Annotated in this window: 22 protein-coding genes and 1 pseudogene; 12 read left to right on the forward strand and 11 right to left on the reverse strand. The window is 74.9% G+C overall.

The window, feature by feature from the left end; translation table 11 throughout:
- The 4 genes and pseudogenes from AB0C69_RS16915 to AB0C69_RS16930 form a co-directional block, all read left to right on the forward strand.
- A pseudogene (locus tag AB0C69_RS16915) lies at positions 1 to 191 on the forward strand (MFS transporter); the annotation flags it as partial.
- A gap of 61 nt (positions 192 to 252) precedes the next feature.
- Positions 253 to 1056: a carotenoid biosynthesis protein gene (locus AB0C69_RS16920; protein ID WP_360354310.1), complete on the forward strand. Its 804-nt coding sequence runs from the start codon at positions 253 to 255 to the stop codon at positions 1054 to 1056.
- Entirely contained in the window at positions 1044 to 2513 is a 1470-nt protein-coding gene (gene crtI, locus AB0C69_RS16925) for a phytoene desaturase family protein (protein ID WP_360354274.1), read from the forward strand. The genes AB0C69_RS16920 and crtI (AB0C69_RS16925) overlap by 13 nt, the downstream gene beginning before the upstream one ends.
- The gene (locus tag AB0C69_RS16930) at positions 2510 to 3640 is read left to right on the forward strand and encodes a glycosyltransferase (RefSeq protein ID WP_345185364.1); all 1131 of its coding nucleotides are present in this window, start codon (positions 2510 to 2512) and stop codon (positions 3638 to 3640) included. Before crtI (AB0C69_RS16925) ends, AB0C69_RS16930 begins: the two co-directional genes overlap by 4 nt.
- Here the strand turns inward: AB0C69_RS16930 and AB0C69_RS16935 are convergent.
- On the reverse strand, positions 3591 to 4196 hold the full coding sequence (locus AB0C69_RS16935; RefSeq protein WP_360354276.1) for a glycerol-3-phosphate acyltransferase: 606 nt from the start codon (positions 4194 to 4196) through the stop codon (positions 3591 to 3593). The two genes, AB0C69_RS16930 and AB0C69_RS16935, sit on opposite strands and share 50 nt — an antisense overlap.
- A 32-nt stretch (positions 4197 to 4228) precedes the next feature.
- Here AB0C69_RS16935 and AB0C69_RS16940 point away from each other — a divergent pair, with 32 nt between their 5' ends.
- Positions 4229 to 4969 (forward strand): spheroidene monooxygenase, encoded by a 741-nt coding sequence (locus AB0C69_RS16940; RefSeq protein WP_360354278.1) that lies wholly within the window; start codon positions 4229 to 4231, stop codon positions 4967 to 4969.
- Here the strand turns inward: AB0C69_RS16940 and AB0C69_RS16945 are convergent.
- From AB0C69_RS16945 to AB0C69_RS16960, 4 genes are all read right to left on the reverse strand, one after another.
- On the reverse strand, positions 4942 to 5931 hold the full coding sequence (locus AB0C69_RS16945) for a phosphate acyltransferase PlsX (protein WP_360354280.1): 990 nt from the start codon (positions 5929 to 5931) through the stop codon (positions 4942 to 4944). The genes AB0C69_RS16940 and AB0C69_RS16945 overlap by 28 nt on opposite strands.
- Before the next feature lies 1 nt (position 5932).
- A complete protein-coding gene (locus AB0C69_RS16950; RefSeq protein WP_360354282.1) occupies positions 5933 to 6838 on the reverse strand; it encodes a phytoene/squalene synthase family protein in 906 nt (301 codons plus the stop codon).
- Complete coding sequence (crtI, locus tag AB0C69_RS16955) at positions 6835 to 8313, reverse strand: phytoene desaturase family protein (protein ID WP_360354284.1); 1479 nt, start codon at positions 8311 to 8313, stop codon at positions 6835 to 6837. Before crtI (AB0C69_RS16955) ends, AB0C69_RS16950 begins: the two co-directional genes overlap by 4 nt.
- A 165-nt stretch (positions 8314 to 8478) precedes the next feature.
- A complete protein-coding gene (locus AB0C69_RS16960; protein WP_360354286.1) occupies positions 8479 to 9984 on the reverse strand; it encodes an SDR family oxidoreductase in 1506 nt (501 codons plus the stop codon).
- Positions 9985 to 10052: 68 nt separating this feature from the next.
- Here AB0C69_RS16960 and AB0C69_RS16965 point away from each other — a divergent pair, with 68 nt between their 5' ends.
- Together AB0C69_RS16965 and AB0C69_RS16970 are read left to right on the forward strand one after the other, a co-directional pair.
- Positions 10053 to 10298 (forward strand): DUF2945 domain-containing protein, encoded by a 246-nt coding sequence (locus AB0C69_RS16965; RefSeq protein WP_360354288.1) that lies wholly within the window; start codon positions 10053 to 10055, stop codon positions 10296 to 10298.
- Complete coding sequence (locus tag AB0C69_RS16970) at positions 10295 to 10429, forward strand: hypothetical protein (RefSeq protein ID WP_360354290.1); 135 nt, start codon at positions 10295 to 10297, stop codon at positions 10427 to 10429. Before AB0C69_RS16965 ends, AB0C69_RS16970 begins: the two co-directional genes overlap by 4 nt.
- Positions 10430 to 10462: 33 nt before the next feature.
- On the opposite strand, the gene AB0C69_RS16975 is transcribed toward AB0C69_RS16970, so the two are convergent.
- Positions 10463 to 11779, reverse strand: a complete 1317-nt coding sequence (locus AB0C69_RS16975) for a deoxyribodipyrimidine photo-lyase (RefSeq protein ID WP_360354292.1) — start codon at positions 11777 to 11779, stop codon at positions 10463 to 10465.
- The gene (locus AB0C69_RS16980; RefSeq protein ID WP_360354294.1) at positions 11779 to 12309 is read right to left on the reverse strand and encodes a TspO/MBR family protein; all 531 of its coding nucleotides are present in this window, start codon (positions 12307 to 12309) and stop codon (positions 11779 to 11781) included. Before AB0C69_RS16980 ends, AB0C69_RS16975 begins: the two co-directional genes overlap by 1 nt.
- Positions 12310 to 12570: 261 nt before the next feature.
- Here AB0C69_RS16980 and AB0C69_RS16985 point away from each other — a divergent pair, with 261 nt between their 5' ends.
- The 3 genes from AB0C69_RS16985 to AB0C69_RS16995 all read left to right on the forward strand — a co-directional run bounded on the left by AB0C69_RS16985 (position 12571) and on the right by AB0C69_RS16995 (position 15101).
- Positions 12571 to 13503: a MerR family transcriptional regulator gene (locus AB0C69_RS16985; RefSeq protein WP_360354296.1), complete on the forward strand. Its 933-nt coding sequence runs from the start codon at positions 12571 to 12573 to the stop codon at positions 13501 to 13503.
- Between the two features lie 114 nt (positions 13504 to 13617).
- Positions 13618 to 14130: an RNA polymerase sigma factor gene (locus tag AB0C69_RS16990; protein ID WP_345183522.1), complete on the forward strand. Its 513-nt coding sequence runs from the start codon at positions 13618 to 13620 to the stop codon at positions 14128 to 14130.
- On the forward strand, positions 14127 to 15101 hold the full coding sequence (locus AB0C69_RS16995) for a DUF523 and DUF1722 domain-containing protein (protein WP_360354298.1): 975 nt from the start codon (positions 14127 to 14129) through the stop codon (positions 15099 to 15101). The genes AB0C69_RS16990 and AB0C69_RS16995 overlap by 4 nt, the downstream gene beginning before the upstream one ends.
- Before the next feature lie 72 nt (positions 15102 to 15173).
- Here AB0C69_RS16995 and AB0C69_RS17000 read toward each other — a convergent pair whose 3' ends face one another.
- Positions 15174 to 16667 carry an MDR family MFS transporter gene (locus tag AB0C69_RS17000; RefSeq protein ID WP_360354300.1) on the reverse strand — a complete coding sequence of 498 codons (1494 nt, stop codon included), beginning with the start codon at positions 16665 to 16667 and terminating at the stop codon, positions 15174 to 15176.
- Between the two features lie 197 nt (positions 16668 to 16864).
- Here AB0C69_RS17000 and AB0C69_RS17005 point away from each other — a divergent pair, with 197 nt between their 5' ends.
- Positions 16865 to 17590, forward strand: a complete 726-nt coding sequence (locus AB0C69_RS17005; protein WP_360354302.1) for an HD domain-containing protein — start codon at positions 16865 to 16867, stop codon at positions 17588 to 17590.
- 71 nt (positions 17591 to 17661) lie between these two features.
- Here the strand turns inward: AB0C69_RS17005 and AB0C69_RS17010 are convergent, their stop codons facing one another.
- The 3 genes from AB0C69_RS17010 to AB0C69_RS17020 all read right to left on the reverse strand — a co-directional run bounded on the left by AB0C69_RS17010 (position 17662) and on the right by AB0C69_RS17020 (position 20184).
- Positions 17662 to 18936: a YncE family protein gene (locus tag AB0C69_RS17010; RefSeq protein WP_360354304.1), complete on the reverse strand. Its 1275-nt coding sequence runs from the start codon at positions 18934 to 18936 to the stop codon at positions 17662 to 17664.
- A gap of 198 nt (positions 18937 to 19134) precedes the next feature.
- On the reverse strand, positions 19135 to 19932 hold the full coding sequence (locus AB0C69_RS17015) for a sigma 54 modulation/S30EA ribosomal C-terminal domain-containing protein (protein WP_345183510.1): 798 nt from the start codon (positions 19930 to 19932) through the stop codon (positions 19135 to 19137).
- 18 nt (positions 19933 to 19950) lie between these two features.
- Positions 19951 to 20184: a DUF1918 domain-containing protein gene (locus tag AB0C69_RS17020; protein ID WP_360354306.1), complete on the reverse strand. Its 234-nt coding sequence runs from the start codon at positions 20182 to 20184 to the stop codon at positions 19951 to 19953.
- 133 nt (positions 20185 to 20317) lie between these two features.
- On the opposite strand from AB0C69_RS17020, the gene prs reads away from it, so the two are divergent.
- Complete coding sequence (gene prs / locus AB0C69_RS17025) at positions 20318 to 21271, forward strand: ribose-phosphate diphosphokinase (protein ID WP_360354308.1); 954 nt, start codon at positions 20318 to 20320, stop codon at positions 21269 to 21271.
- The last annotated feature ends 82 nt before the right edge of the window (positions 21272 to 21353 follow it).

The following is a 21353-nucleotide window of genomic DNA, read 5'->3' on the forward strand; positions in this document are numbered from 1 at the left end:
GGGGCGGGGCCGTGGGCCTGGCGGTGCTGGCGGCGGCCGCCGCCGCGCGGACGCGGGCGGCGTCCGGCTCGCCGACGGCGGCCGCCGCCCTCGCTGCCGGTTACGACCGGGTCTTCCTCATGGCGGCCGGGCTGGCCCTGCTCATCGCCGCGGCGGCTCTGCTGCTGCCCCGCGCGCGGACCGCGTCCTGATGATCGATGCATCCGCCCGGCCGCCTCGGTACGAAGGGGTCGTGTGGGCTTTGTGCGCAGAATGCGGCTCGGCTGGGACACGCCGGCGTCGCGACCCCTCGGACTGCTCGGCGCGGGGCTGCTGGCCGCGATGGTGGTCGCCCAGGTCGCGTCCGGGCTGAGGCCCGAGCCGATCCGGCTGACCAGCGTGGTCGTGGTGCTGCTGGCGGCGAGCGCCGTGGCGTTCCTCGCCGACCGGCGGGGCCCCGGGCGCGCGGCCGGGGCCTTCGCCGCGACGGTGGCCATCGGATTCGCGGCCGAATGGGTCGGCATCCGCACGGGCCTGCCGTTCGGGGAGTACTCCTACACCTCGGTGCTGCGGCCGCAGGCGGGCGGCGTGCCGGTCGTCGTGGCGGCGGCGTGGGGCGGCATGGGGCTGGCCGCGCACGCCGTCGCGACCGCGATCGCGCCGGAGAACCGGGTCGCGCGGTGGGCGGCGGGGGCCGCGGCGCTGACGGCATGGGACCTGTTCCTGGACCCGCAGATGCTCCGGCTCGGCCTGTGGACGTGGGCGGACGGCGGCCCCTACCGGGGGGTGCCGCTCAGCAACTTCGCCGGATGGCTGGCGGTGTCCTTCCTGGTCATGATGGCGATCGACCTGACAGCGGGACGGGAGGACACCCCCGTCCCGGCGCCCGGACCCGGCCCGGCTCGCGGCCAGGGCCCGTCCCGGGGGCTCGTCACGCTCTACTCGGTGATGGCGGGCATGGAGACGCTGGCGTTCGCGGCGGTGTTCGAGCCGCGGGACCCGCTGGTCGCGGCGGCGGGCGGGGTGGCGATGGGGGCGTTCGCCGTCCCGGCGTGGAGGCGCGCATGGCGGAAGTGATCGTGGTCGGCGGCGGGGTCGGCGGCATGACCGCCGCGCTGCGGCTGGCGCGCGGCGGCCACGAGGTCCGGCTGTACGAGCGGCTGGACCGGCTCGGCGGGAAGCTGGCGGAGTACGAGCGGGACGGGTTCGCCTTCTCGCTCGGGCCGTCCCTTCTGACCATGCCGCGCCTGTTCCGGGAACTCGGCGTGGACGTCCCGCTGGTGGAGCTGGACGAGCTGTGCCGCTACCGCTTCGCCGACGGGGCGCGGCTCCGTGCGTTCCGCGACCCCGACCGGATGGAGCGGGAGGTCGACCGCCTGAGCCCCGGGCAAGGCGCGGCCTGGCGGTCCTTCTACCGCTGGGCGGAGAAGTGCTACGCCGCGTCGGAGCGGACCTTCTTCGCCGGGCCCCTGGGCCGTCCTCCCGAGAAGCCCCGGATCCGCGACCTGTTCTCGGTCGCGCCGGGCCGGACGCTGGACGGCCTGGCGCGGCGCTTCTTCGACGACCCGCGGATGCGCCAGTACGTCGGCCGGTACGCCACGTACGCGGGGTCGAGCCCGTACCAGGCGCCGGCGGCCCTCGGCTGCGTCCCGGCCATCGAGCACGGGGACGGCGGCTGGTACGTGTCGGGCGGCCTTCCCCGGATCGCCGACGCCCTCGCCCGGCTCCTGACCGAGGCCGGCGTCGAGGTCCGCACGGGCACCGAGGTGGCGGAGGTCATCGCCGGCCGTTCGGCGGTCTCGGGCGTGGTGCTGGCGTCGGGAGAGCGGGTGAGCGCCGACGCCGTGATCGTCAACGCCGACGCCGCCGCGCTGTACGGCTGGCTGCTGCCCGACCGGCGGCGGTTGCGCAGGCTCGCCGGGCTCGGCCTGTCGTCGTCGGCGTTCCTGCTGCTCGCGGGGGTGGACGGCCGCACAGAGGACATGCCACACCATTCCGTCGTCTTCTCGGCGGACTACCGGAAGGAGTTCGACGACATCTTCCGCCGGAACGTGCCGCCGGACGACCCGACCGTCTACGTCGGCTGCTCGGCGGTGGACGACCCGACGCAGGCCCCGTACGGGGCGGAGAACTGGGTGATGCTGGTGAACGTCCCGGCGCGCGACCCCGGCCGGTGGCCGATGTCCCGCGAGTCCTACCGGGACCTGGTGCTGGAGCGGCTGGCGAAACGCGGGCACGACCTCTCGGGACGGCTCCGCTTCGTCGACATGTTCACGCCCGCCGACCTGCGCGACCGGTACGGCGCGTGGGGCGGCGCCATCTACGGCACCGCCTACCAGGGACGTTTCGCGCCGTTCCGCAGGCCGGGCAACCGGGGACCGCGGCGCGGCCTCTACCTGGTGGGCGGGTCGGCGCATCCGGGCGGCGGCCTCCCGCTCGTCGCGATGGGCGGGCGGATCGTCGCCTCCCTGGTGAACCAGGACTTCGGCGGTGCCCGCCGCACCGCGTCCCGCGAAAGGCCGGAGACGCGATGAGGCCGCTGACCGTCCTCCAGGCGGCCGCCGCCGCGGTCGTCGCGGCGCGGCTCGCCCGGGGGCGCCGCCGTCGCGCGCCGCTGGGGCCGGGGGCGGCCGGACCGCCGCCGGAGCGGGTGTCGGTGGTGATCCCCGCCCGCGACGAGGAGTCCCGCCTCGAAGGGTGCCTGGCCCCGCTGCTCGCCGACCCGGTCGTGGACGAGGTGATCGTCGTGGACGACGAGTCCCGCGACGGCACCGCGCGGCTGGCCAAGAGGCTCGGCGCCACCGTCGTCCCCGGCGCGCCGCTGCCGGACGGGTGGGTCGGCAAGCAGTGGGCCCTGCACCAGGGCGTCCAGGCCGCGACCGGCCCGATCGTCGTCCTCCTGGACGCCGACATGCGTCCCAAGGCGGGCCTCTGCGCGGCACTGGCGGCGCTCCTGGACGGCCACGACCTGGTGAGCGCGGGTCCTCGCTTCATCTGCGACAACGCGGTGGAGCAGGCGCTGCACGCCTCGCTGCTGGCCACACTCGTCTACCGTTTCGGCCCGATCGGGTCGACCGGACCGGGGGCGTCCGCGGAGCGCCTGCTCGTCAACGGCCAGTGCATGGCCTTCCGTAAGGCGAGCATGCGGGAGGCCGACGGATTCGCGCGGGTCAGGCGCCATCTCACCGACGATGTCGCGCTCGGGCGGCTGCTCGCCCGCGACGGCTGGCGGGTCGCGTTCGTGGACGCGGGCCCGCTGCTGGAGGCGGACATGCACAGCTCCGCCGCGGACGTGTGGCGCGCGTGGGGAAGGTCGATCGCCCTGCGGGACGTCACCCCCGCGGCCCACATGGCGGGCGACCTGGCCGTGGTCTGGCTGACCGCCGCGCTCCCCGTCCTGCGGCTCGCGGCGGGACGGCCCACGCCGCTCGACCTCGTCCTGCTGGCGCAGCGGCTCCTGCTCGTGACGGCGCTGCGCGGCAGCTACGCGCGGGCGAGCCCCGGTCTGGCGGCCTCCCCGCTCCTGGACGTGGCGACGGCCGTCCGGCTCACCTGGTCGGCGCTGCTGCCGACGCGCACCTGGCGCGGCCGGGACTACGGCCCGGCGTCGGTCAGACCCGCCGCCCCGCCAGCGCGGCCTGCCCGAACCGCAGCCCGATGAGGCACATCAGCGCCCCGGTCCCGGCGACCTGCCCGACCGGCGCGAAGAACAGCTGCAGCACCGGCAGCGAGAACACCGCGAGGCGGGTGCCCCACGCGAACGAGAAGGCGGCGGTGCCCGCGAAGAGCAGGAGGAGGCCGAGCGCGAACGCCGCCGGGCAGATCACCGCGAACCCTCCCGCGAAGGTGAGGATCGAGCGGCCGCCCCGGCGTCCGGCGAACACCGGCCAGGCGTGGCCGGCCATCGCCGCGCCGACCGCCGCGTACACCGGCAGGACGCTCGCCCCGGCCACCGAGCCGAAGCGGCCCGTGTCGGCCCCGCTCACGAGGAGGCCGACCAGCCCGGCCGCCGTCCCCTTGAGCATGTCGCCGGCGAAGACGGGCACGGAGGCCTTCCGGCCGAGCTGCTCCATGACGTTCCAGAAGCCGGGGTTGCGGTCGCCGACCTCGCGCGGGTCGAGGCCGTGGGCGCGGCCGACGAGCACCGCGACCGGCACCGAGCCGAGCAGGTAGCCGCCGACGACCGACACGACCACGGGAATCACCGCCGTGAACACCGGAACCACCTCATGAACATCGGACCTTCCTCATGAGCACGCAGATCATCGCCTCGTTCCACCTCGCCAGGTACGCGGGAACGGACGCCATGCGGCACATGGCGTTCGACCGTCCGGTGCTGCGCGGCACCGGCGGGCTGCGGTTCTGGCGGCTGCTCGGGACGGGGAAGGGCCCGTCCATGAGCCTCGGCGCCGACCTGCGCCGCTGGGCCCTGTTCGCGGTGTGGGACGGCGAACCGGCGCTGGAGCGCTTCCTCGCGCGTTCGCCGATCGGGGCGCGGTGGCGGGAGGAGGCCGAGGAGTCCTGGCACGTGCGGCTCGCGCCGCTGGCGTCCCGGGGCCGGTGGGGAGGGGCCGACCCGCTCGCCGGAGCGGCGGTCCACCCCGCGCCGCACGGCCCGGTGGCCGTGCTGACCAGGGCTTCCATCCGTCCTGGACGGCTCGTGGCGTTCTACCGTTCCGTGCCGGACGTGGACCGCCTGCTGCGCGGCCAGGACGGCTGCCTCGCCTCGGTCGGGATCGGGGAGTGGCCGCTCGCCCGGCAGGCGACGTTCTCGCTGTGGCGGGACGAGGCGGCCGTCCACCGCTACGCCTACCAGGGGAGCGCCCACCGGGCCGTCATCGGGCGCGTCCGCCGCGAGGACTGGTACAGCGAGGAGATGTTCGCCCGCTTCGTTCCTTACGGCAGCGAGGGCGCGTGGGACGGTCGCGACCCGCTGCGTCCCGCCGCCCCCGAAGCCGACGGTCACGGCCCCGGCCCCGTGGCCCACTGACCCTCCGCGGCCAGGTCGCGGGCCACCACGCAGGCGCGGGTGACCGCCGCCGCGCTCGACGAGCCGTGCGCGACGACGACCGTCCCGGTCAGGCCCAGGAGCGCGGCGCCTCCGTGGGTGTCGGCCGCGTACAGCCGCGCGACCGCCTCCAGCGGCCCGGCGTCGACGGTCCCGGCGCGGGCGACGAGGCCCAGCGTCGTGCGGACGCAGCCCTCGATGTTCTTCAGCACGACGTTCCCGGTGAACCCGTCGGTGACGACCACGTCGACGGTCCCGGCCAGCACGTCGTGGCCCTCGACGTTGCCGTGGAAGCGCACCGGCGTCTCCGGCAGCAGCCGCGCCGCGTCCCGGACGAGCCGGTTGCCCTTGCCGGGCTCCGCGCCGATCGACAGCAGCCCCACCGACGGATCGGCCACGCCCAGGACGCTCCGCGCGTACTCGGCGCCGAGCGTCGCGAACTGCGCCACCATCTCCGCCGACGGGTCGGCGGTGCCGCCCGCGTCGACCAGGACGGTGAATCCCGACAGGGCGGGCAGGGCCACGGCCAGCGCCGGGCGCAGCACGCCCTCGCGCCGCCCGAAGGCGCGGACCGCGCAGGTCACCACCGCGCCGGTGGACCCGGCCGAGACGAACGCCGCCCCCTCGCGCCGCGCCAGCTCGCAGCCCACCATCAGGCTGGACTTCGACTGGAACGCGGCGTTCGAGCCCCGCTCGGCCATGGGGATCACGTCGTCGGCGTGCTGCACCTCCAGCTCGCCGACGCCGCCGTGCCGCCGCAGCTCCTCGTCGATCTCGTCGGCCCGTCCGACCAGCAGGACGTGGACCGCGTGCTCGCGACGCGCCGCGAGCGCGCCCGGCACCGTCGCGGCGGGCCCATGATCGCCGCCCATCGCGTCCAGCACGACCCGCGCCGCGCCGCCCGCCCCCGCCGCGCCGCCCGCTCCCGCAGGGCCGCCTGCCATGTCAGACCATCCCGGCGGGGACGCGCCGCTCGGCCCGGCCCGCGGCCGACGCCGCCAGCAGGTGCCGCGCGTAGATCACGGCGCGGCGGCGGCGGGGCACCCGGGCCCGCGCGGCCAGCACGTCATGGCCGGAAGCGGCGATCTCGTCCAGGATCCCGCCGTACAGCTCGTGCGCCGCGCGGATGCAGGGCCGCGAGGACGGCACCAGCAGCTTCACCCCCTCCAGCGCGCGGCCGTAGTGCTCCCGCGCGCGGCCGGCCTCGAACTCCACCAGCTCTCGGATGCCGGGCGTGCACTCCCCGGAGGCGAGGTCCTCCTCGGTCACGCCGAACCTCTTCAGGTCGTTCGTCGGGAGGTAGACGCGGCCGCGGCCGAGGTCCTCGGCCACGTCCCGCAGGAAGTTGGTCAGCTGGAACGCCCGGCCGAGCTCCCGGGCGGGCTCGCGCGCGGTCCGCGCGGCGCCGGGCAGGGTCTCCAGGACGGGCAGCATCATCAGGCCGATCGCCGCGGCCGACCCCTCCATGTAGTCCAGCAGGTCGTCGTAGGTCGCGTACCGGGTGACGGTCAGGTCGGCGCGCATCGACTCCAGGAACGCGTCGATGTCCTCGCGCTCGACGTCGAACGACCGGACGGTGTGCACGAACGCGGGCAGCACCGGGTCGCGGACGTGCTCGCCTGCCAGCGCCGCGTCGAGCCGCTCCCCGACCCGGTCGAGTGCCGCGGCGCGTCCCTCCGCGCCGGCGGCCTTGTACTCGTCGACGATGTCGTCCACGTGGCGGGCGAACCCGTACAGGGCGTGCACGTGCCGGCGTTTCCACGCGGGCAGCAGCAGCGTCGCGAGGTAGAAGGAGCGCCCGTGCCGGGAGTTCAGGCGGCGGCAGTGCTCGTAGCTCGCGGTCAGCGTCATCGGGCGCCCTCCAGGATCCGGGCGGCGGCCAGCCTCCCGGAGATCAGCGCCGGCGGGACCCCCACGCCCGGCGCGGTGTACATCCCGGCGAAGTGCAGCCCCGGGACGCGTCGGCTCCGGCCCGACGGGCGGAACCACGCCGTCTGCCGGAAGCGGTGGTCGAGGGCGAAGGGCGTGCCCGCCGAGTGGCCGAGCCGCTCCCACGCCGGCGGGTCGAACGTCTCCCTGGGCGCCGCCGACAGGTCGCCGTACCCGAGGTCGGCGAGGCGGCCCAGCAGGCGGTCTTGCAGGGAGGGGGCGAGGCGGCCCCAGTCGGCCCCGCCCGCCAGGTTGGGCGCGGGCTCCAGGACGCTCAACGTCGAGTGCCCGGCGGGCGCGGCGGTGTCGTCGGACTCGGGATACGTCACGAGGAGGCTCGGGTCGGGCTGGGGACGTCCGGCCGCCAGGGCGGAGAAGACGCCGCCCCATTCGCGGCCGAAGTGCAGGGTGTGGTGGGACTGCCGGGGCAGCCGCCGATCCAGCCCGAAGTGCATGACCAGGCAGGACGGCGAGTACCGCGGCCTGCGCAGCCGCCAGTCGCCGGCCCCTTCCGGGAGCAGGCCGGCGTGCGCCCTCGGCAGGTCGCAGGCGACGACGACGCCGCTCGCGGGGATGCGCTCACCGGTGTCCAGCCGGACCGCCGTCACCCCGTCCGCGCCGGTCTCGACGCGTTCGGCGCGGACGCCGTACCGGATCGAGGCGCCGGCCTTCTCCGCGACGGCCGCCAGCGCCTGCGGCACGGCGTGCATGCCGCCCCGGGCCGGGAAGTAGACGCCGCCGACGGTGTCCATGTGCGCGACGACCGCGTAGATCGCCAGCGCCTTGTGCGGCGGCAGCCCCACGTAGAGCGCCTGGAAGGTGTGGGCCCTGACGAGCCGCTCGTCCTTCAGGTGACCGGCCACGAAACGGTCCAGGCGCCGGAACCCGCCCGCGGCCGCCAGCCTGAGCAGCGCGTAGGGGCGTGCCATGCCGCGCAGCCGGGTCATGTCCGCGTCGATGAACGACGACCACTCCGCCTCGAACATCTCCCCGAGCCGCCGCCGGAACCGCAGGTACCGCGCCGCCTCGTCGGGGCCGCACAGCTCGCGGACGCCCGCGGCCATCCGCTCGGCGCCGCCCACCACGTCCAGCCGGGACCCGTCGTGGAACGCCAGCCGGTAGAACGGGTCCAGGCGCCGCAGCGGCAGCACGCTCTCCAGGTCAGCGCCCGCCGCGCCGAACGTCTCGGCGAGCACCTCCGGCATCGTGAGCACCGAGGGGCCGGTGTCGAACCGGTACTCGCCGGCCGGCCCGGCGTTCACGGTGCCGCAGCAGCCGCCCGGCACGTCACGCGCCTCGACCAGCACGACCTCGCGGCCGCGCGTCGCCAGGTGGATCGCGGCGGACAGGCCGCCGAGACCCGCCCCGACCACGACGACGGGGCCCCGCCCGCCCATCAGCCCGTCCTGTGACGGCCGCCGTGCGGGCGCGCCGCACGATGTCGGGTTCGCACTTTTCTCTCCATCATCGTCCCGGGTGAGTTCTGCACGGTTCTTCAGGTCTGCACAGTTCTTCGGGACGCGGGGACCGGTCGGTTGCATCACCCCGCGGGCGGCCCGGCCTCAGTGGGCCCGCACCGCCGCGCGCGGCCTCGGCGCCTCGCCCCGCTCGGCCGCGCGGACGATGCCCGAGCACATCCCGCCGAAGATCCGGTCGTGGAACGGGCGGAACGCCCACCAGTACGCGTGCCCGGCGAGCCCCCGGGGATGGAACAGGGCCCGCTGCGTGAGGGACGTCCGGGAGCCGTCGCGGCGCACGACGAACTCCAGCCAGGCCAGCCCCGGGAGCCGCATCTCGGCCCGCAGCCGCAGCAGCCGACCCGGCTCGATCTCCTCCACGCGCCAGAAGTCCACGGCCTCCCCGATCCGCAGCCGGCGCGGGTCGCGGCGGCCGCGCCGCAGGCCGACCCCGCCGACCAGCCGGTCGAGGACGCCCCGGGCCTGCCAGGCGACGGGGAAGGAGTACCAGCCGCGATCCCCGCCGATCCCCTCGACCACCTCCCACAGCCGCTCGGGCGGCGCGTCCGTCCAGCGGACCTGCTCGTCGGTGTAGAGGCTGCCGCCCGCCCAGTCAGGGTCGGTCGGCAGGGGGTCGCTGGGCGCGCCGGGCGTGCTCGCCGACGACCAGCGGGTCGCGACGTCCGCCTCCCGGACGCGGCGCAGCGCCAGCTCGACCGAGCGCTCGAACCCGACCGGCCCGCCGGGCGGCGGCGGCACGTACTCGGCGAGGTCGTTCTCCCTGCACACGACCTCGTTGCGCAGCGACTCCACCAGCGGCCGCGCCAGCGCTCCGGGGACGGGCGTGATGCCGCCCACCCACAGGCTCGACAGCCGCGGGCTCAGCACCGGGACCGGCAGGATGATCCGCTGCTTGAGCCCCGCCGCGCGCGCGTAGCCGCGGATCATCTCGACGTAGGTGAGCACGTCCGGCCCGCCGATGTCGAACCCCCGGTTCACGTCCTCGGGCAGGTCGGCGGCCGCCACCAGGTAGTACAGGACGTCCCGGATCGCGATCGGCTGGATGCGGGTGCGGACCCAGCGCGGCGTGACCATCACCGGCAGCCGCTCGGTCAGGTAGCGCAGCATCTCGAACGACGCCGAGCCCGAACCGATGATCACCGCGGCGCGCAGCCACGCGGTCGGCACCCCGCTCTCCAGCAGGATGCGGCCGACCTCGGCGCGGGACCGCAGGTGCGCCGACAGCTCCTCCTCCGGCTCCATCCCGCCGAGGTAGACCAGCCGCCCGACCCCCGCCTCCCGCGCCGCGCCGGAGAACGTGCGGGCCGCGCGCCGGTCGGCCTCGGCGAAGCCGCCGCGGCCGCCGATCGCGTGGATCAGGTAGTAGGCGACGTCCACGCCCTCCAGGGCCCGCCGGGACGACTCGGGATCGGTCGCGTCGGCCTCCACGATCTCCACCCGGTCGGCCCACGGGTGGTCGCGCAGCCGCCGGGCTGAGCGCGCCATGCACCGCACCCGGTGGCCGGCGTCCAGGAGTTCCGGCACGAGGCGGCCTCCGATGTAGCCGCTGGCCCCGGTGACGAGACAGGTTCGCCCATTGCCGGCGTTCATGTGGTCCTCCATGGTCGGTTCTCGCTGGGACGGGTAACGCCACCCGTACGACCGAACGGGGGGACGAAGTGAGCAAGCGGGGGAAGGCCGGCAAGCGGGGGAAGGCCGGCAAGCGGGGGAAGGCCGGCAAGCGGGGGAAAGAGCCGGAGCCGGGGGACGAGGTCGGCTGGCGCAGTCACGGGTCCACGACCGAGGGACGCGTGGAGAAGAAGATCACTGACAGGCGGGAGGAGGCGGGGCGCACGGTGGCCGCCTCGCCGGAGGAGCCGCAGTACGTCGTCCGCAGCGGGAAGAGCGGGAAGAAGTCCGGATGAGCGTCGAGGAGACGGCCGACGAGTTCGGCCGGGTCGTCCACCGCCATCTCGCGCACCGCCCGTCGGGCGAGGCCGCCGAGCCCCGCTGGCGCTACTCGCTCATGAACCGGGGGCACGATCCGCTGAAGTGACCCGGGAACGAGGGGCGCGGGCACGGGGCTCGCCTACCGGTCGTCGGGGTCGATGATCGGCGGCGGGTAGCCGAGGTCCCGCCGGCGCTCCTCGTCCAGCGTCCAGGGGCGGTGGACGCGCGAGCCCTCGACGCCGGCCAGTTCGGGGACGTACCTGCGCACGTAGTCGCCGCGCGGGTCGAAGCGCGCCGCCTGCCGGAGCGGGTTCATCACCTGGTCGGGCCGGGTGCTGTTCCCCGTCCCGGCGACCCACTGCCAGTTCCCCGCGTTGTCGGCGACGTCGCCGTCGACGAGCCACTCGTTGAAGTGGCCGAGGCCCCTGCGCCAGTCGACGCCGAGGTCGCGGGTCAGGAACGAGGCGGTGATGAGCCGGGCGCGGTTGTGCATGAACCCCTCACGGTGGAGCTGGCGCATCCCCGCGTCCACGATCGGGACGCCGGTCGTGCCGCCGCACCAGGCGGCGAAGGCGTCCTCGTCGTCCTTCCACCGCCGGTCCCGCGCCCGGTAGTCGCGCCGCGGGAGGTCGGGGAAGGCGGCGGCGACCTGGTGGTGGAAGTCCCGCCACGCCAGCTGGCGCCGGTAGGCGTCCGGCGCGGCCTCCGCCAGTTCCCGCGGCGAGACGCAGCCGAACTTCACGTAGGGGCTGAGCCGCGACGTGCGGTCGGCGGCGAGATCGTCGCGGACGTCGTCGTACGCGGCGGCGTCGTCGCGCAGCCACGCCCTCATGCGTTCGCGTCCCGCGCCCTCCCCGCCGGGCGCGAGATCGGGGGACGGGGAGCCGGAGGTCAGGTCGGCGAGCCGGGGCAGCGCGCCCGGCTTCACACCGGACGGCAGCCGGACCTTCGCGGGCGCGTCCGCGGCCGGGCGCCACCGGGCCGCCTCCCAGGCCCGCCAGTACGGGGTGAACACCTTGTAGTGGTCGCCGCTGGTCGGGGTGAGGTCGCCGGGCGTGACCACCGTGATGCCGGGGTGTACCGATATGTCCAGGTCGAGGGCGTCCGCGCGCACGGCCTCGCGGAGGCGGTCGAGGCGCCGGGCCCCGTACGCCGTCCGCTCGTCGGCGAGCATCAGCGAGCGGGCGCCGGTCTCCCGGGCCAGGCGGACCGCCTCCCCGGCCGGGTCGCCGCGCCGCACCACCAGGTCGCCGCCGCGCTCGCTGAGCGACTCCCGCAGGTCCGCAAGGCTGTCGAGGAGGAACCGGACGCGGTTGGGCGCGGCGAACGGACCGTCCAGGATCGCGTCGTCGAAGACGAAGACCGGGACGACCCGTCCGGCCTCGCAGGCCGCGGCCAGTGCGGGATTGTCGCGGACCCGGAGGTCGCGGGTGAACAGCATCAGCGAGGTTTCCATCACCTGAGTCTTCGGAGCCGCGGGCGCGAACGGTTGCGGTAGGCGATGTCGCCGTTCAGCGCGGTGGCGAACCCGCACCATGCCGCGTAGGGGAGCAGCGCGGCGGCGGCGACGCGATCGGTGCGGGCCGTGCGGCGGATCAGCTCGGCGTTGCTGACGTCCAGCAGCAGCGTGCCCGCGACCCCCGCGTTCGGGCTGCGGCGGCCGAAGAACAGGTGGTTCCAGCCGGCGTTCAGCACCAGGTTGACGCCGAGGCTCGCGGCGAGGGCGCGGCGCCGGCGGCCCCGGGCCCTCAGCAGCGCGCGCCCGCCCGCCCAGGCGACCGTCGCGTACAGCGGCGTCCACACGGCCCCGAAGGCCCAGGAAGGCGGCTGCCACGGCGGCTTGTCCAGTGCGCGGTACCAGCGGCTGTCCGGGTCGACCGCCCTGGCCCCGGCCGCGGCGGTCACCGCCACCGCCGCCGCGGTGGCCCCGTAGACGGCCCACCGGCCGCGCGCCCGGACGCGATACCCCTCGCTCGTCGCAGTCATGGCCGTGACCCTTCCCGCTCCGGCGGTGTCCGCACGTCCGCCTCCGGCGGTGTCCGCACGTCCGCGCCCGCGCGCTCTCGCGCAGGTCAGCGCCGAGGCGGGCGCCGCCGCGATGCAACCGGAGGAACCGGCTCCGGCGAAGACCAGTCAGACCGCACGACCGTTGGGACCGCACGACCGGGAAGACGGTACGACCGGTGGCATCGGCCCACCGGGGACGTCGTACGCTGTGCCGTCGGAGTAGCACAGGAGACCGAACGCATGCGTGGGGAGACGGACCGGGAACCGGGACTGGGCGTCGGCGCGGTGGCGCGGCGCCTGGGCTTGGCGGCCGCCACCCTGCGCACGTGGGACCGCAGGTACGGCATCGGTCCGAGCGGGCGCAGCCCCGGCGGCCACCGCCGCTACACCCCCGCGGACGTGGCGCGGCTCGAAGCGATGCAGCGGCTGATCCTCGCGGGCGCCCCGCCGGGCGAGGCCGCCCACGCCGCGCTGCGCGAGCCGCCCGGCGCGCCGCGCCGGCCGCGCGGGCACGGCGCCGGCGGCAACCGCGTGCCCGTCGGGGAGGCGCCCGCCGGAGCGGACACCGCCGAGGTGCGCGGCCTGGCCCGCGCGGCGATGTCGCTGGACGTCCCCGCCATGACCGACGCGGTCCGGACCGCGATCGCGCGGGACGGGGTCGTGCGGGCCTGGGACGGGCTGATGGCCCCGGTCCTGGTCGGCATCGGCCGCAAGCACGCGGCGGGCGGCGGCTGCGTCGAGGTGGAGCACCTGCTGTCCACGGTGGTGCTCGGCGGCCTCGCGGAGGTGCCGCCGCCCGCGCGGCCGGTGAACGTCCGGCCCGTCCTGCTCGCCTGCGCGCCGGAGGAGCAGCACAGCCTGCCCCTGTACGCGCTGACCGCCGCGCTGGCGCAGGGCGGCGTCGCGGCGAGCCTGCTGGGGGCGCGGGTCCCCGCGAGCGCCCTCGCCGCCGCGATCCGGCGCACGGGGCCGGGCGCCGTCCTCGTCTGGTCGCAGATCGCCGAGACCGGCGACCCGGACTGGCTGGCCGATCTTCCGGGCACCCGTCCCGCGGTGCGGCTCCTGGTCGGCGGGCCGGGCTGGAGGCGGGACCGGCTGCCGGACGCCGCCCGCCTCGTGACAAGCCTTTCCCAAGCCGTCACCGAGATTTTGGACGGCCCCGCGGCGCCCTGACAGGCCGCGAAAGCCGCGTCCCCGCATCGCCCCTCGCCGTGTCGGGCTCGACGCCGCCCACGGAATCGACTATGAACAAGTTTTGAAACGATTCCCTCGGGAAAGGCCCAGCTCATGAACCTGGGAGAGCGGCTCGCACGCGGGGACGAGACCGCGCTGGCCGAGTGCTACACCTCGCTCGGCCCGCTCGTCCGCCGCCACGTCGTCCGGCTCGTGCCCCGGCACGCCGTGGACGACGTCGTCCAGCTGGTCTTTCTGGAGGTCTGGCGGTCGCGCCGCCGCTTCGACACCGCGCGCGCCCTGGAGCCCTGGGTCCTCGCCATCGCCCGCAGGCGCGCCATCGACCAGCTCCGCGCCGAGGCCCGCCACTACCGCCGGACGCTCCCCCTGGAGGACCACGCGGAGCTGCCGGCCGCGCGGACGCCCGACGCCTCGCCGTCCGTGGAGACCGCCTGCGACGTCCGGGACGCCCTCGCGGTCCTGCCGCTGCCGCAGCGACAGGCGATCGTGATGGCCCACTTCGGGCAGCTGACGCAGACCGAGATCGCCGACCGGCTGGCCGTCCCGCTGGGCACCGTCAAGGCGCGCACGGCCCGCGGCCTGCGCCGGATGCGAGAGCTCCTGTGACCGCCGCCGGCCCGTACCCGCGCCCCCGCCTCGCGGTGTCGAGCTGCCTGATGGGCGCCCCGGTCCGCTACAACGGCGGCCACAGCCGCGACCGGTTCCTCACCGACGTCCTGGACCCGCACGTCGACTGGGTCCCGGTCTGCCCGGAGATGGAGATCGGCCTCGGCACGCCGCGTCCCACGCTGCGGCTTCTCACCGACGGGCACCTCGTCGCCAAGGACGGCTCCGCCGACCACACCGCCGCGATGACCGCGCTCGCCGAGACCCGCGTCCCCCAGCTGGAGGTCCTGGACGGCTACGTGCTGAAGTCGCGCTCGCCCTCCTGCGGGCTGTTCCGCCTGCCGCGCTACTCCTCCGGCAAGCCCGGTGAGCGCACCGACGACCAGCCCGTCGACCGCCAGGGCCGCGGGGTGTTCGCCGACCTCGTCCGCGAGGCGCTCCCGGACCTGCCCGCCGAGGAGGACGGCCGGCTGCGCGACCCCGTCCTGCGCGAGCACTTCATCGAGCGGATCTTCGCCCACGCCCGGCTCCGCGAGCTCTTCGGCGCCGACTGGCGGCCCCGCGACCTCGTCGCCTTCCACAGCCGCCACAAGCTCCAGATCCTCGCCCACGACCCGTCCGCCTACCAGGCGCTCGGACGGATCGTCGCCCAGGCGGGGACCCGTTCGCGCGACGAGCTGGAGACCGACTACCGGCACGCGTTCAGCGCGGCGTTCGCCGTCCGTCCCAAGCGCGGCCGCCACATGAACGCGCTCCAGCACGTCTTCGGGATGCTCAGCGACCACCTCGACGACACCCGCCGCCACGACCTCCTGGCCGCCATCGACACCTACCGCCGGGGGCAGGCGCCCCTCAGCGTCCCCATCGCCCTCCTGCGCCACCACGCCATGGGGGAGGGCCTCGACTACCTGACCCAGCAGACCTACCTGGACCCCTATCCCGCCGACCTGGTCCTGCGCCACTACCTGTGAGGCGCCCCCACGCCGAACGGGCCGAGGCGAGAGCAAGGCTCACCATCGGCCCGTTCGGCAGGCGCCACCCGCTCAGAGGGCGGCGGGCTCCAGGACGCGGTCGGCGGCTTCCGGAGCCTCCGGCCCCTCGGGCGCGCCGGCGGCCTTCACCCGCTTGGGCAGCAGGAACGCGACCCCCACCATCGCCAGGGACAGTGCGGCGCTGATGACGAACGCCAGCCGCATCCCGTCGAGCTGGGCGAGCGCGGCGGCGACCCCGTCGGCCATCCGGCTCTCGGCGCGCCCCGCCATCACGGTCACCACCAGTGCCGTGCCGAAGGCCGCGGAGACCTGCTGGAGGGTGCCCAGCATCGAGCTGCCGTGCGAGTAGAGCGGGGCGGGAAGCGCCCCGAGGCCGAGGGTGAACACCGGCGTGAACGCCGCCGCCAGCGACACCATGAGCAGCGAGTGCAGGCCGAGCACCTGCCAGTACGGCATCGTCGCCGAGATCTGGGTGAACCCGCCCAGGGCGAGCACGATGCCCACCGCTCCGGGGATGATCAGAACCCGCCCGCCGAAGCGGTCGAAGAGCCGGCCCACCGCCGGGCCGAGCAGCCCCATCGCCAGCCCCCCGGGCATCATCAGCAGGCCCGTCTCCAGCGGCGTGAGGCCGCGCAGGTTCTGCAGGTAGATCGGCAGCAGGATCATCGACCCCATCATCGCCATGAAGCCCAGGGCCATCAGCAGCAGCGAGAGGGCGTAGACGGGGTGCCGCAGGACGCGCAGGTCCAGCAGGGGGACGTCGCGGCGCTGCAACCGGAGCTGGCGGAAGGCGAACACCGCGATCGCGACCGCCCCGAACGCGACGATCGACGCGGGGACCAGAGCGCCGCCCTGCCCGAACCTGCTCAGCCCGTACACCAGGGAGCCGAACCCGAGGGCGGCGGCCGCGACGCTGAACCAGTCGATGGTGCCGGCCTGCGGCTCCCCGACGTTCTCCAGCCGCGCCAGGCCGCGCCAGGCGATCAGCGCCGCGACCGGCAGCACCGCCGCGAACAGCAGCCGCCACGAGCCGAGCTGCAGGATCAGGCCCGACACCGCCGGGCCCATCGCCGGCGCGACCGAGATCGCCATGGTCACGTTGCCCATCACGCGGCCGCGGTCCTCCTCGGGCACCACGGTCATCAGCGTCGTCATCAGCAGCGGCATCATCACCGCCGTGCCGGTCGCCTGGACGACCCGCGCGAGCAGCAGCACCTCGAACACCGGCGCGATCGAGGCCAGCGCCGTCCCGGCGAGGAAGACGCCCATCGCGGTGGCGTAGGCGCGGCGGGTGGTGACCCGCTGCAGGAACCACCCCGTCACCGGGATCACCGCGGCCATGGTCAGCATGAAGGCGGTCGAGAGCCACTGCGCCGCCTGCTCGGTGACGTCCATGTCCGCCATCAGCCGCGGGATCGCGTTGATCATGACCGTCTCGTTGAGGATCACCACGAAGGTGGCCAGCACCAGCAGCCGGATCACGGCGGGCGTCCGGGAACGGCCGGGCGTGGTGTCCGGCAGCCCGCCGCTTGCGTGCTCTCGCATCGTCGTCATGCCGGGGTAGACCCGCGCCGCCCGGAGAACTCATCGCTCGACTCGATAATTCTTTCGACCGGTCGGGGGCGACTGCCCGCGACCTGCGAGAACGACGGAACCGGATGATCGCGTACGGCGTCGGACCGGTACGCGGGAACGCCCCTCCGGCCCGCGGACGGGCGCACCTCCCGCGAGAGGGGAACACGGTGCCCAGCTATCTGCAGACTCTTCCGCTCCACACGATCACCGAGGTGTACGGCGAGGCCGGACTCCGCGACCGGTTCTCCCGCGAGATCCTGCGGTTCCGGGAACCCGACTGGCGGCGGCTGAGCACGGCGCTCGCGCTGGCCGGCGACCTGCACCGGCAGGACCGCCGCGTCCGCGAGCCCGTGGTCAACCACCTGCTCCGGGTGACGCTGCGCATCATGTGCCATTACGAGACGGACGACGCGGACCTCCTCGTCGCCGCCCTCATGCACGACTCCGTCGAGGACCACCCCGCCGACCTGGCGGGAGACGGCCACGCCGACCCGGCGGAGGCCGCGCTCGGCGTCCTGTCCGCCGAGTTCGGTCCGCGCGTCGCCGAACTCGTCGGCGCCGTGACCAACCCCGTCTACGACCGCGGCGGGGACGTCCACGCCAAGTACCGGGCCCACGTCGTCGAGAGCCTGGAACGCCACCCGGCCGCCCGCATCATCAAGGTCTCCGACTTCACCGACAACGGCGTCGGCCTGATCCACACCACCGGCCCCAAGCTCCGCAAGCTGGCCCGCAAGTACCGCCCGCTGGTCCCGGAGCTCAAGGACCTGATCAACCGCCCCGACACCCCGCTCAAGGAGCGGATCAAACAGCACATCACCGGCCAGCTCGACCGCGCCGACGAGCGCTTCACGGCCATCCTGCAGGGGCACGCCGTCGCCCGGGCGTCCTGACCGCCTCCCGCCACACCGGGCACCCCGGCCTCCGCGACCGGCCCGCCCTTGCCGGGCGGGCCGGGGTGGGGTCAGCCGGGGGTGCCGGTCCAGGTGGAGGGGATGCGGGCCAGGCGGACGCGCTGCGGGTGGTCGCCGACGGGGACCGAGGTGATCTTCTGGCCGGTGCCGAAGTCGATGGCGGTGACCTGGTCGGCGCCGCTCTCGGAGATGACGCAGGCGCGGCCGTCGCCGCTGACGGTGGCCCAGTACGGCTTGGACGCGGTGACGAGGGGGCCTTCCTGGAGGGTGGAGCGGTTGACGACGGTGGCGTAGTCGTCCATGGTCCCGGCGACGCAGAGCCTGCTCCCGTCGGGGCTCATCGACAGGCCGTGGTGGCGGGAGTCGTTGACGAAGGTGGTGCGGTCGTCGCCGGTGGCGGGGTTCTTCGGCAGGGTCTTCACGCGGGTGATCTTGTCGGTGGCCATGTCGTACTCCACGAGGCCGTTGAAGAACGAGACCTGGAAGTACAGCTTCGACTCGTCGGGGGACAGCACCGCGGGCCGGATCGCGTTCGAGAGGTCCTTGCGGCCGAAGGCGTCCAGGCGCGAGCGCATGTCGATGGTCTTGACGACCTTGTAGGTGGAGGCGTCGGCGACGGTGATGTGCCGGTCGCCCTTGGTCCAGTCCTGGGACGGGTCGTCGAGGTCGGTCTCGACGTTCCCGATGGACATGTTGAGGATGTACCGGCCGTCCCTGGTGAAGATGTTCTCGTGGGGCTTGTCGCCGGTGGCGAACGAGCCGAGCTGCTTGCCGGTGGTGATGTCCAGGACGTGGACGACCTTGCCGAGCGAGGCCGACACCGCGACCTTGGTGCCGTCGGGGGAGACCGACATGTGGTCGGCGCGGTAGCCCGAGACGGCGAAGCGCCACCGGACCTTCCCGGTGGTCAGGTCGATGGAGACGACGTCGCCGAAGCTGGGCCGCGAGGCGACCAGGGCGGAGCCGTCGGGGGTGGAGTACAGGTCGTCGACGAGCTGGTCGTGGCCCTCGCCGGCGGTGGCCCGGATCCCCAGGAAGACGGCCAGGTTGATCGGGTTGAGGTAGATCGCGGTGAGGCGCTGGCTCTTGTCGGGGACGACGTTCACCCGGCCGATCCTGGCGAAGTCGCCGCTGGACTTGATGACGTCGGCGGTGCCCTCCCAGTTGTTGCCGACGAACATCACCTCGCGCAGGGGGGCGGCGGCGTGCGCGGCGGTCGCGCCGGCGGCGGGGGCGAGGGCGCCGGCGGCCAGGACGGCCGCGGCGGCGATGCTCCGCAGGCGACGGTGCGGTCTGGGGCGGGCGGGGGTGGTCGCAGCGTGCATGCTTGCTCTCCCGGGGGGTGGGGGTAGCCCAGAGGGGGCGGTGCGGAACTCTTCCGCGTGCCTTGCGGGCCGCTGAGGAATCCGTCCAAATCCGAACATCACCGTATTCAGATTTTGGTTACTGGATAGTAGGCAGGGGTGGTGGGCACCGCAAGACCCGATGGCGGGGGATTTCCTGCCACCTGGTGGGGGCGCGCGCTACGCGGGGACGATCAGCCCGTAGTGCCCGTCGTAGCGGTGGTAGAGGACGTTGCCCCGCCCGGTCTCGGCGTCGCGGAAGAACACCCAGCGCCTGCCGGTCGCCTCCAGATGCTCGATCGCCCCCTCGGCGGTCAGCGTGGGCGCGGGGCGCGGGCTGATCGTCAGCGGGATGGCGCGGGGCGCGCCCGTCCGCTCGCGCGGCGTCGCCTGCGCCAGCCGGTAGCCGTGGTCGGCGGGGTAGATCACGCTGTCCTCGCCGGTCTCGATGTCGGTGAACAGCAGGAACCCGTAGTCGAGCACCTCCATGTCGAAGGCCGCCTCGTCGGGCGTCTCGGCGGTCAGCGTGAACGACTTGTGCCGGATCACCTCCCGCTCCTCCGGGGGGCGCGGGTAGTAGTCCGGACGGTGCGTCGGCTCGGCGCCGTGGCGCCACTCGTGCGGGCCCGTCGCAGGGCTCGTGGGGTAGGCGCCGCGGCGGGCCTCCCAGTGCCGGGAGATCCGGTCGAGCCGGTTCAGCAGCCGGTCGCGGAGCCGGTCGACGGCCTCGGTCATGCTCGGCGCCGCCACCTGCGCCCGGACCAGCCGCCCGTTGAGGTCCAGGTTGGCCTGGGCCGTCGCCGGACGCGGCCCCGCCGGTTCCGGCGACATGATCAGCTTCACGCGCGCGAACAGCACCGGCTCCGGCGCGTGCCGGAACACGGCGCTCACCTTGGAGCGCGCGTAGTCGGCGGCGCCCTCCGGCACCTTCCCCCGGCGTTCCACGGTCACCTCGGGAGCGGTCGTCGCCCCGTCCATGGCGTCCCCCCCGTCGTTCTAGCGCTTCGCCCACTCGGCCGGCTGGTGCTCGATGGTGGAGTCCGAGGACGGGAAGAACGTGCTCTCGTGGCCGTCGTCCCACCGCACCAGGTAGGGCGGCTCCCCGTCCCGCCCGTGCACTTCGAGGATCTCGGCCCTGCGGGCCGCTTCGCCCACGTGGTGTCCGTGAACGATCAACCGGTCGCCTTCGCTGGCTCGCATCGTGTCCCCCTCACGTCGCGTCGATTCCATCGTGCGAGGGGGCCTCGGGACGCCACCAGGGCCAAAGGTCCATATTCCTGCAGGTCGGCCGGTATGTGGTGAGTTGGGCTATCCGGTCGAGGGAGGGGAAGAACCGGGACGAGCGGCCGATGACGGGAGGGCGATGTCCGACAGGAGCACGATGCCGACCCGGATCGTGGCGGGGACGGCCCATCCGGGCCTCGCCGCCGCCGTCGCGGCCGTGCTGGGCCTCCGGCCGGCGCCCTGCGACGTGGAGAGGTTCCCGGACGGCGAGCTGCGGCCGGTCGTGCACGGCGTCCAGGGCGGGGACGTCTACGTGGTGCAGCCCACCGGCCCCGCCGTCGACGACCATCTGGTCGAGCTGCTGCTTCTCGTGGACGCGTGCCGCCGGGCCGGCGCCGGGGCGGTCACCGCGGTCGTCCCGTACTTCGGGTACGCCCGGCAGGACCGCCGGGGCCGGGCGGGGCAGGCGGTGGGCGCCAGGGTGGCGCTCGGCGCGCTGGCCTCGGCCGGGGCGGACCGGCTCGTCGTGGTGGAGCCGCACACCGTCGCCCTGGAGGCCATGAGCCCGGTTCCGGTGGAGATGCTGACGGCCGTCCCGCTCCTGGCGGACGGGCTGGCGGAGCTGACGCCGGACGAGGCCGTGCTCGTGGCGCCCGACCTCGGCGCGGTCAAGCCGGCCGAGCACTACGCGCGGCTGCTGGGGCGTCCGGTCGCCGTGGTGCGCAAGACGCGGCTGAGCGGCGAGAGCGTCCACGCGGAGGAACTCGTCGGCGACGTGGCGGGCCGGCCCGCGGTCATCGTGGACGACATGATCAGCACCGGCGGGACGATCGAGGCGGCCGTGCGCGTCCTGCTGGCGCACGGCGCCGCGCCCGACATCGCCGTGGCCGCGGCGCACGGGCCGCTCGTGGAGGCCGCGTGGGACCGGCTCGGCCGGCTCCCGATCCGGTGCCTGCTGGTCACCGACACGCTCCCGGCGGGCGGGGCGCGGGCGGTGCCGCTCCGGGTGCGGTCCGTGGGCCCCCTGATCGCCGACGCCGTCGCCCGCCTGCACCACGGGCGGTCCCTGGAGGCCCTGCTGATGCGCGGGTGAGGCGCCGGGTCCCTCGCCGGGGGCCAGTGAGACCCAGTTGTGGTTCGCCGGTCCGAGGATCTGTGACGGCGAGAAGGTGGCC

The organism is Actinomadura sp. NPDC048032 (genome assembly GCF_040653175.1).
Classification (GTDB): domain Bacteria; phylum Actinomycetota; class Actinomycetes; order Streptosporangiales; family Streptosporangiaceae; genus Spirillospora; species Spirillospora verrucosospora.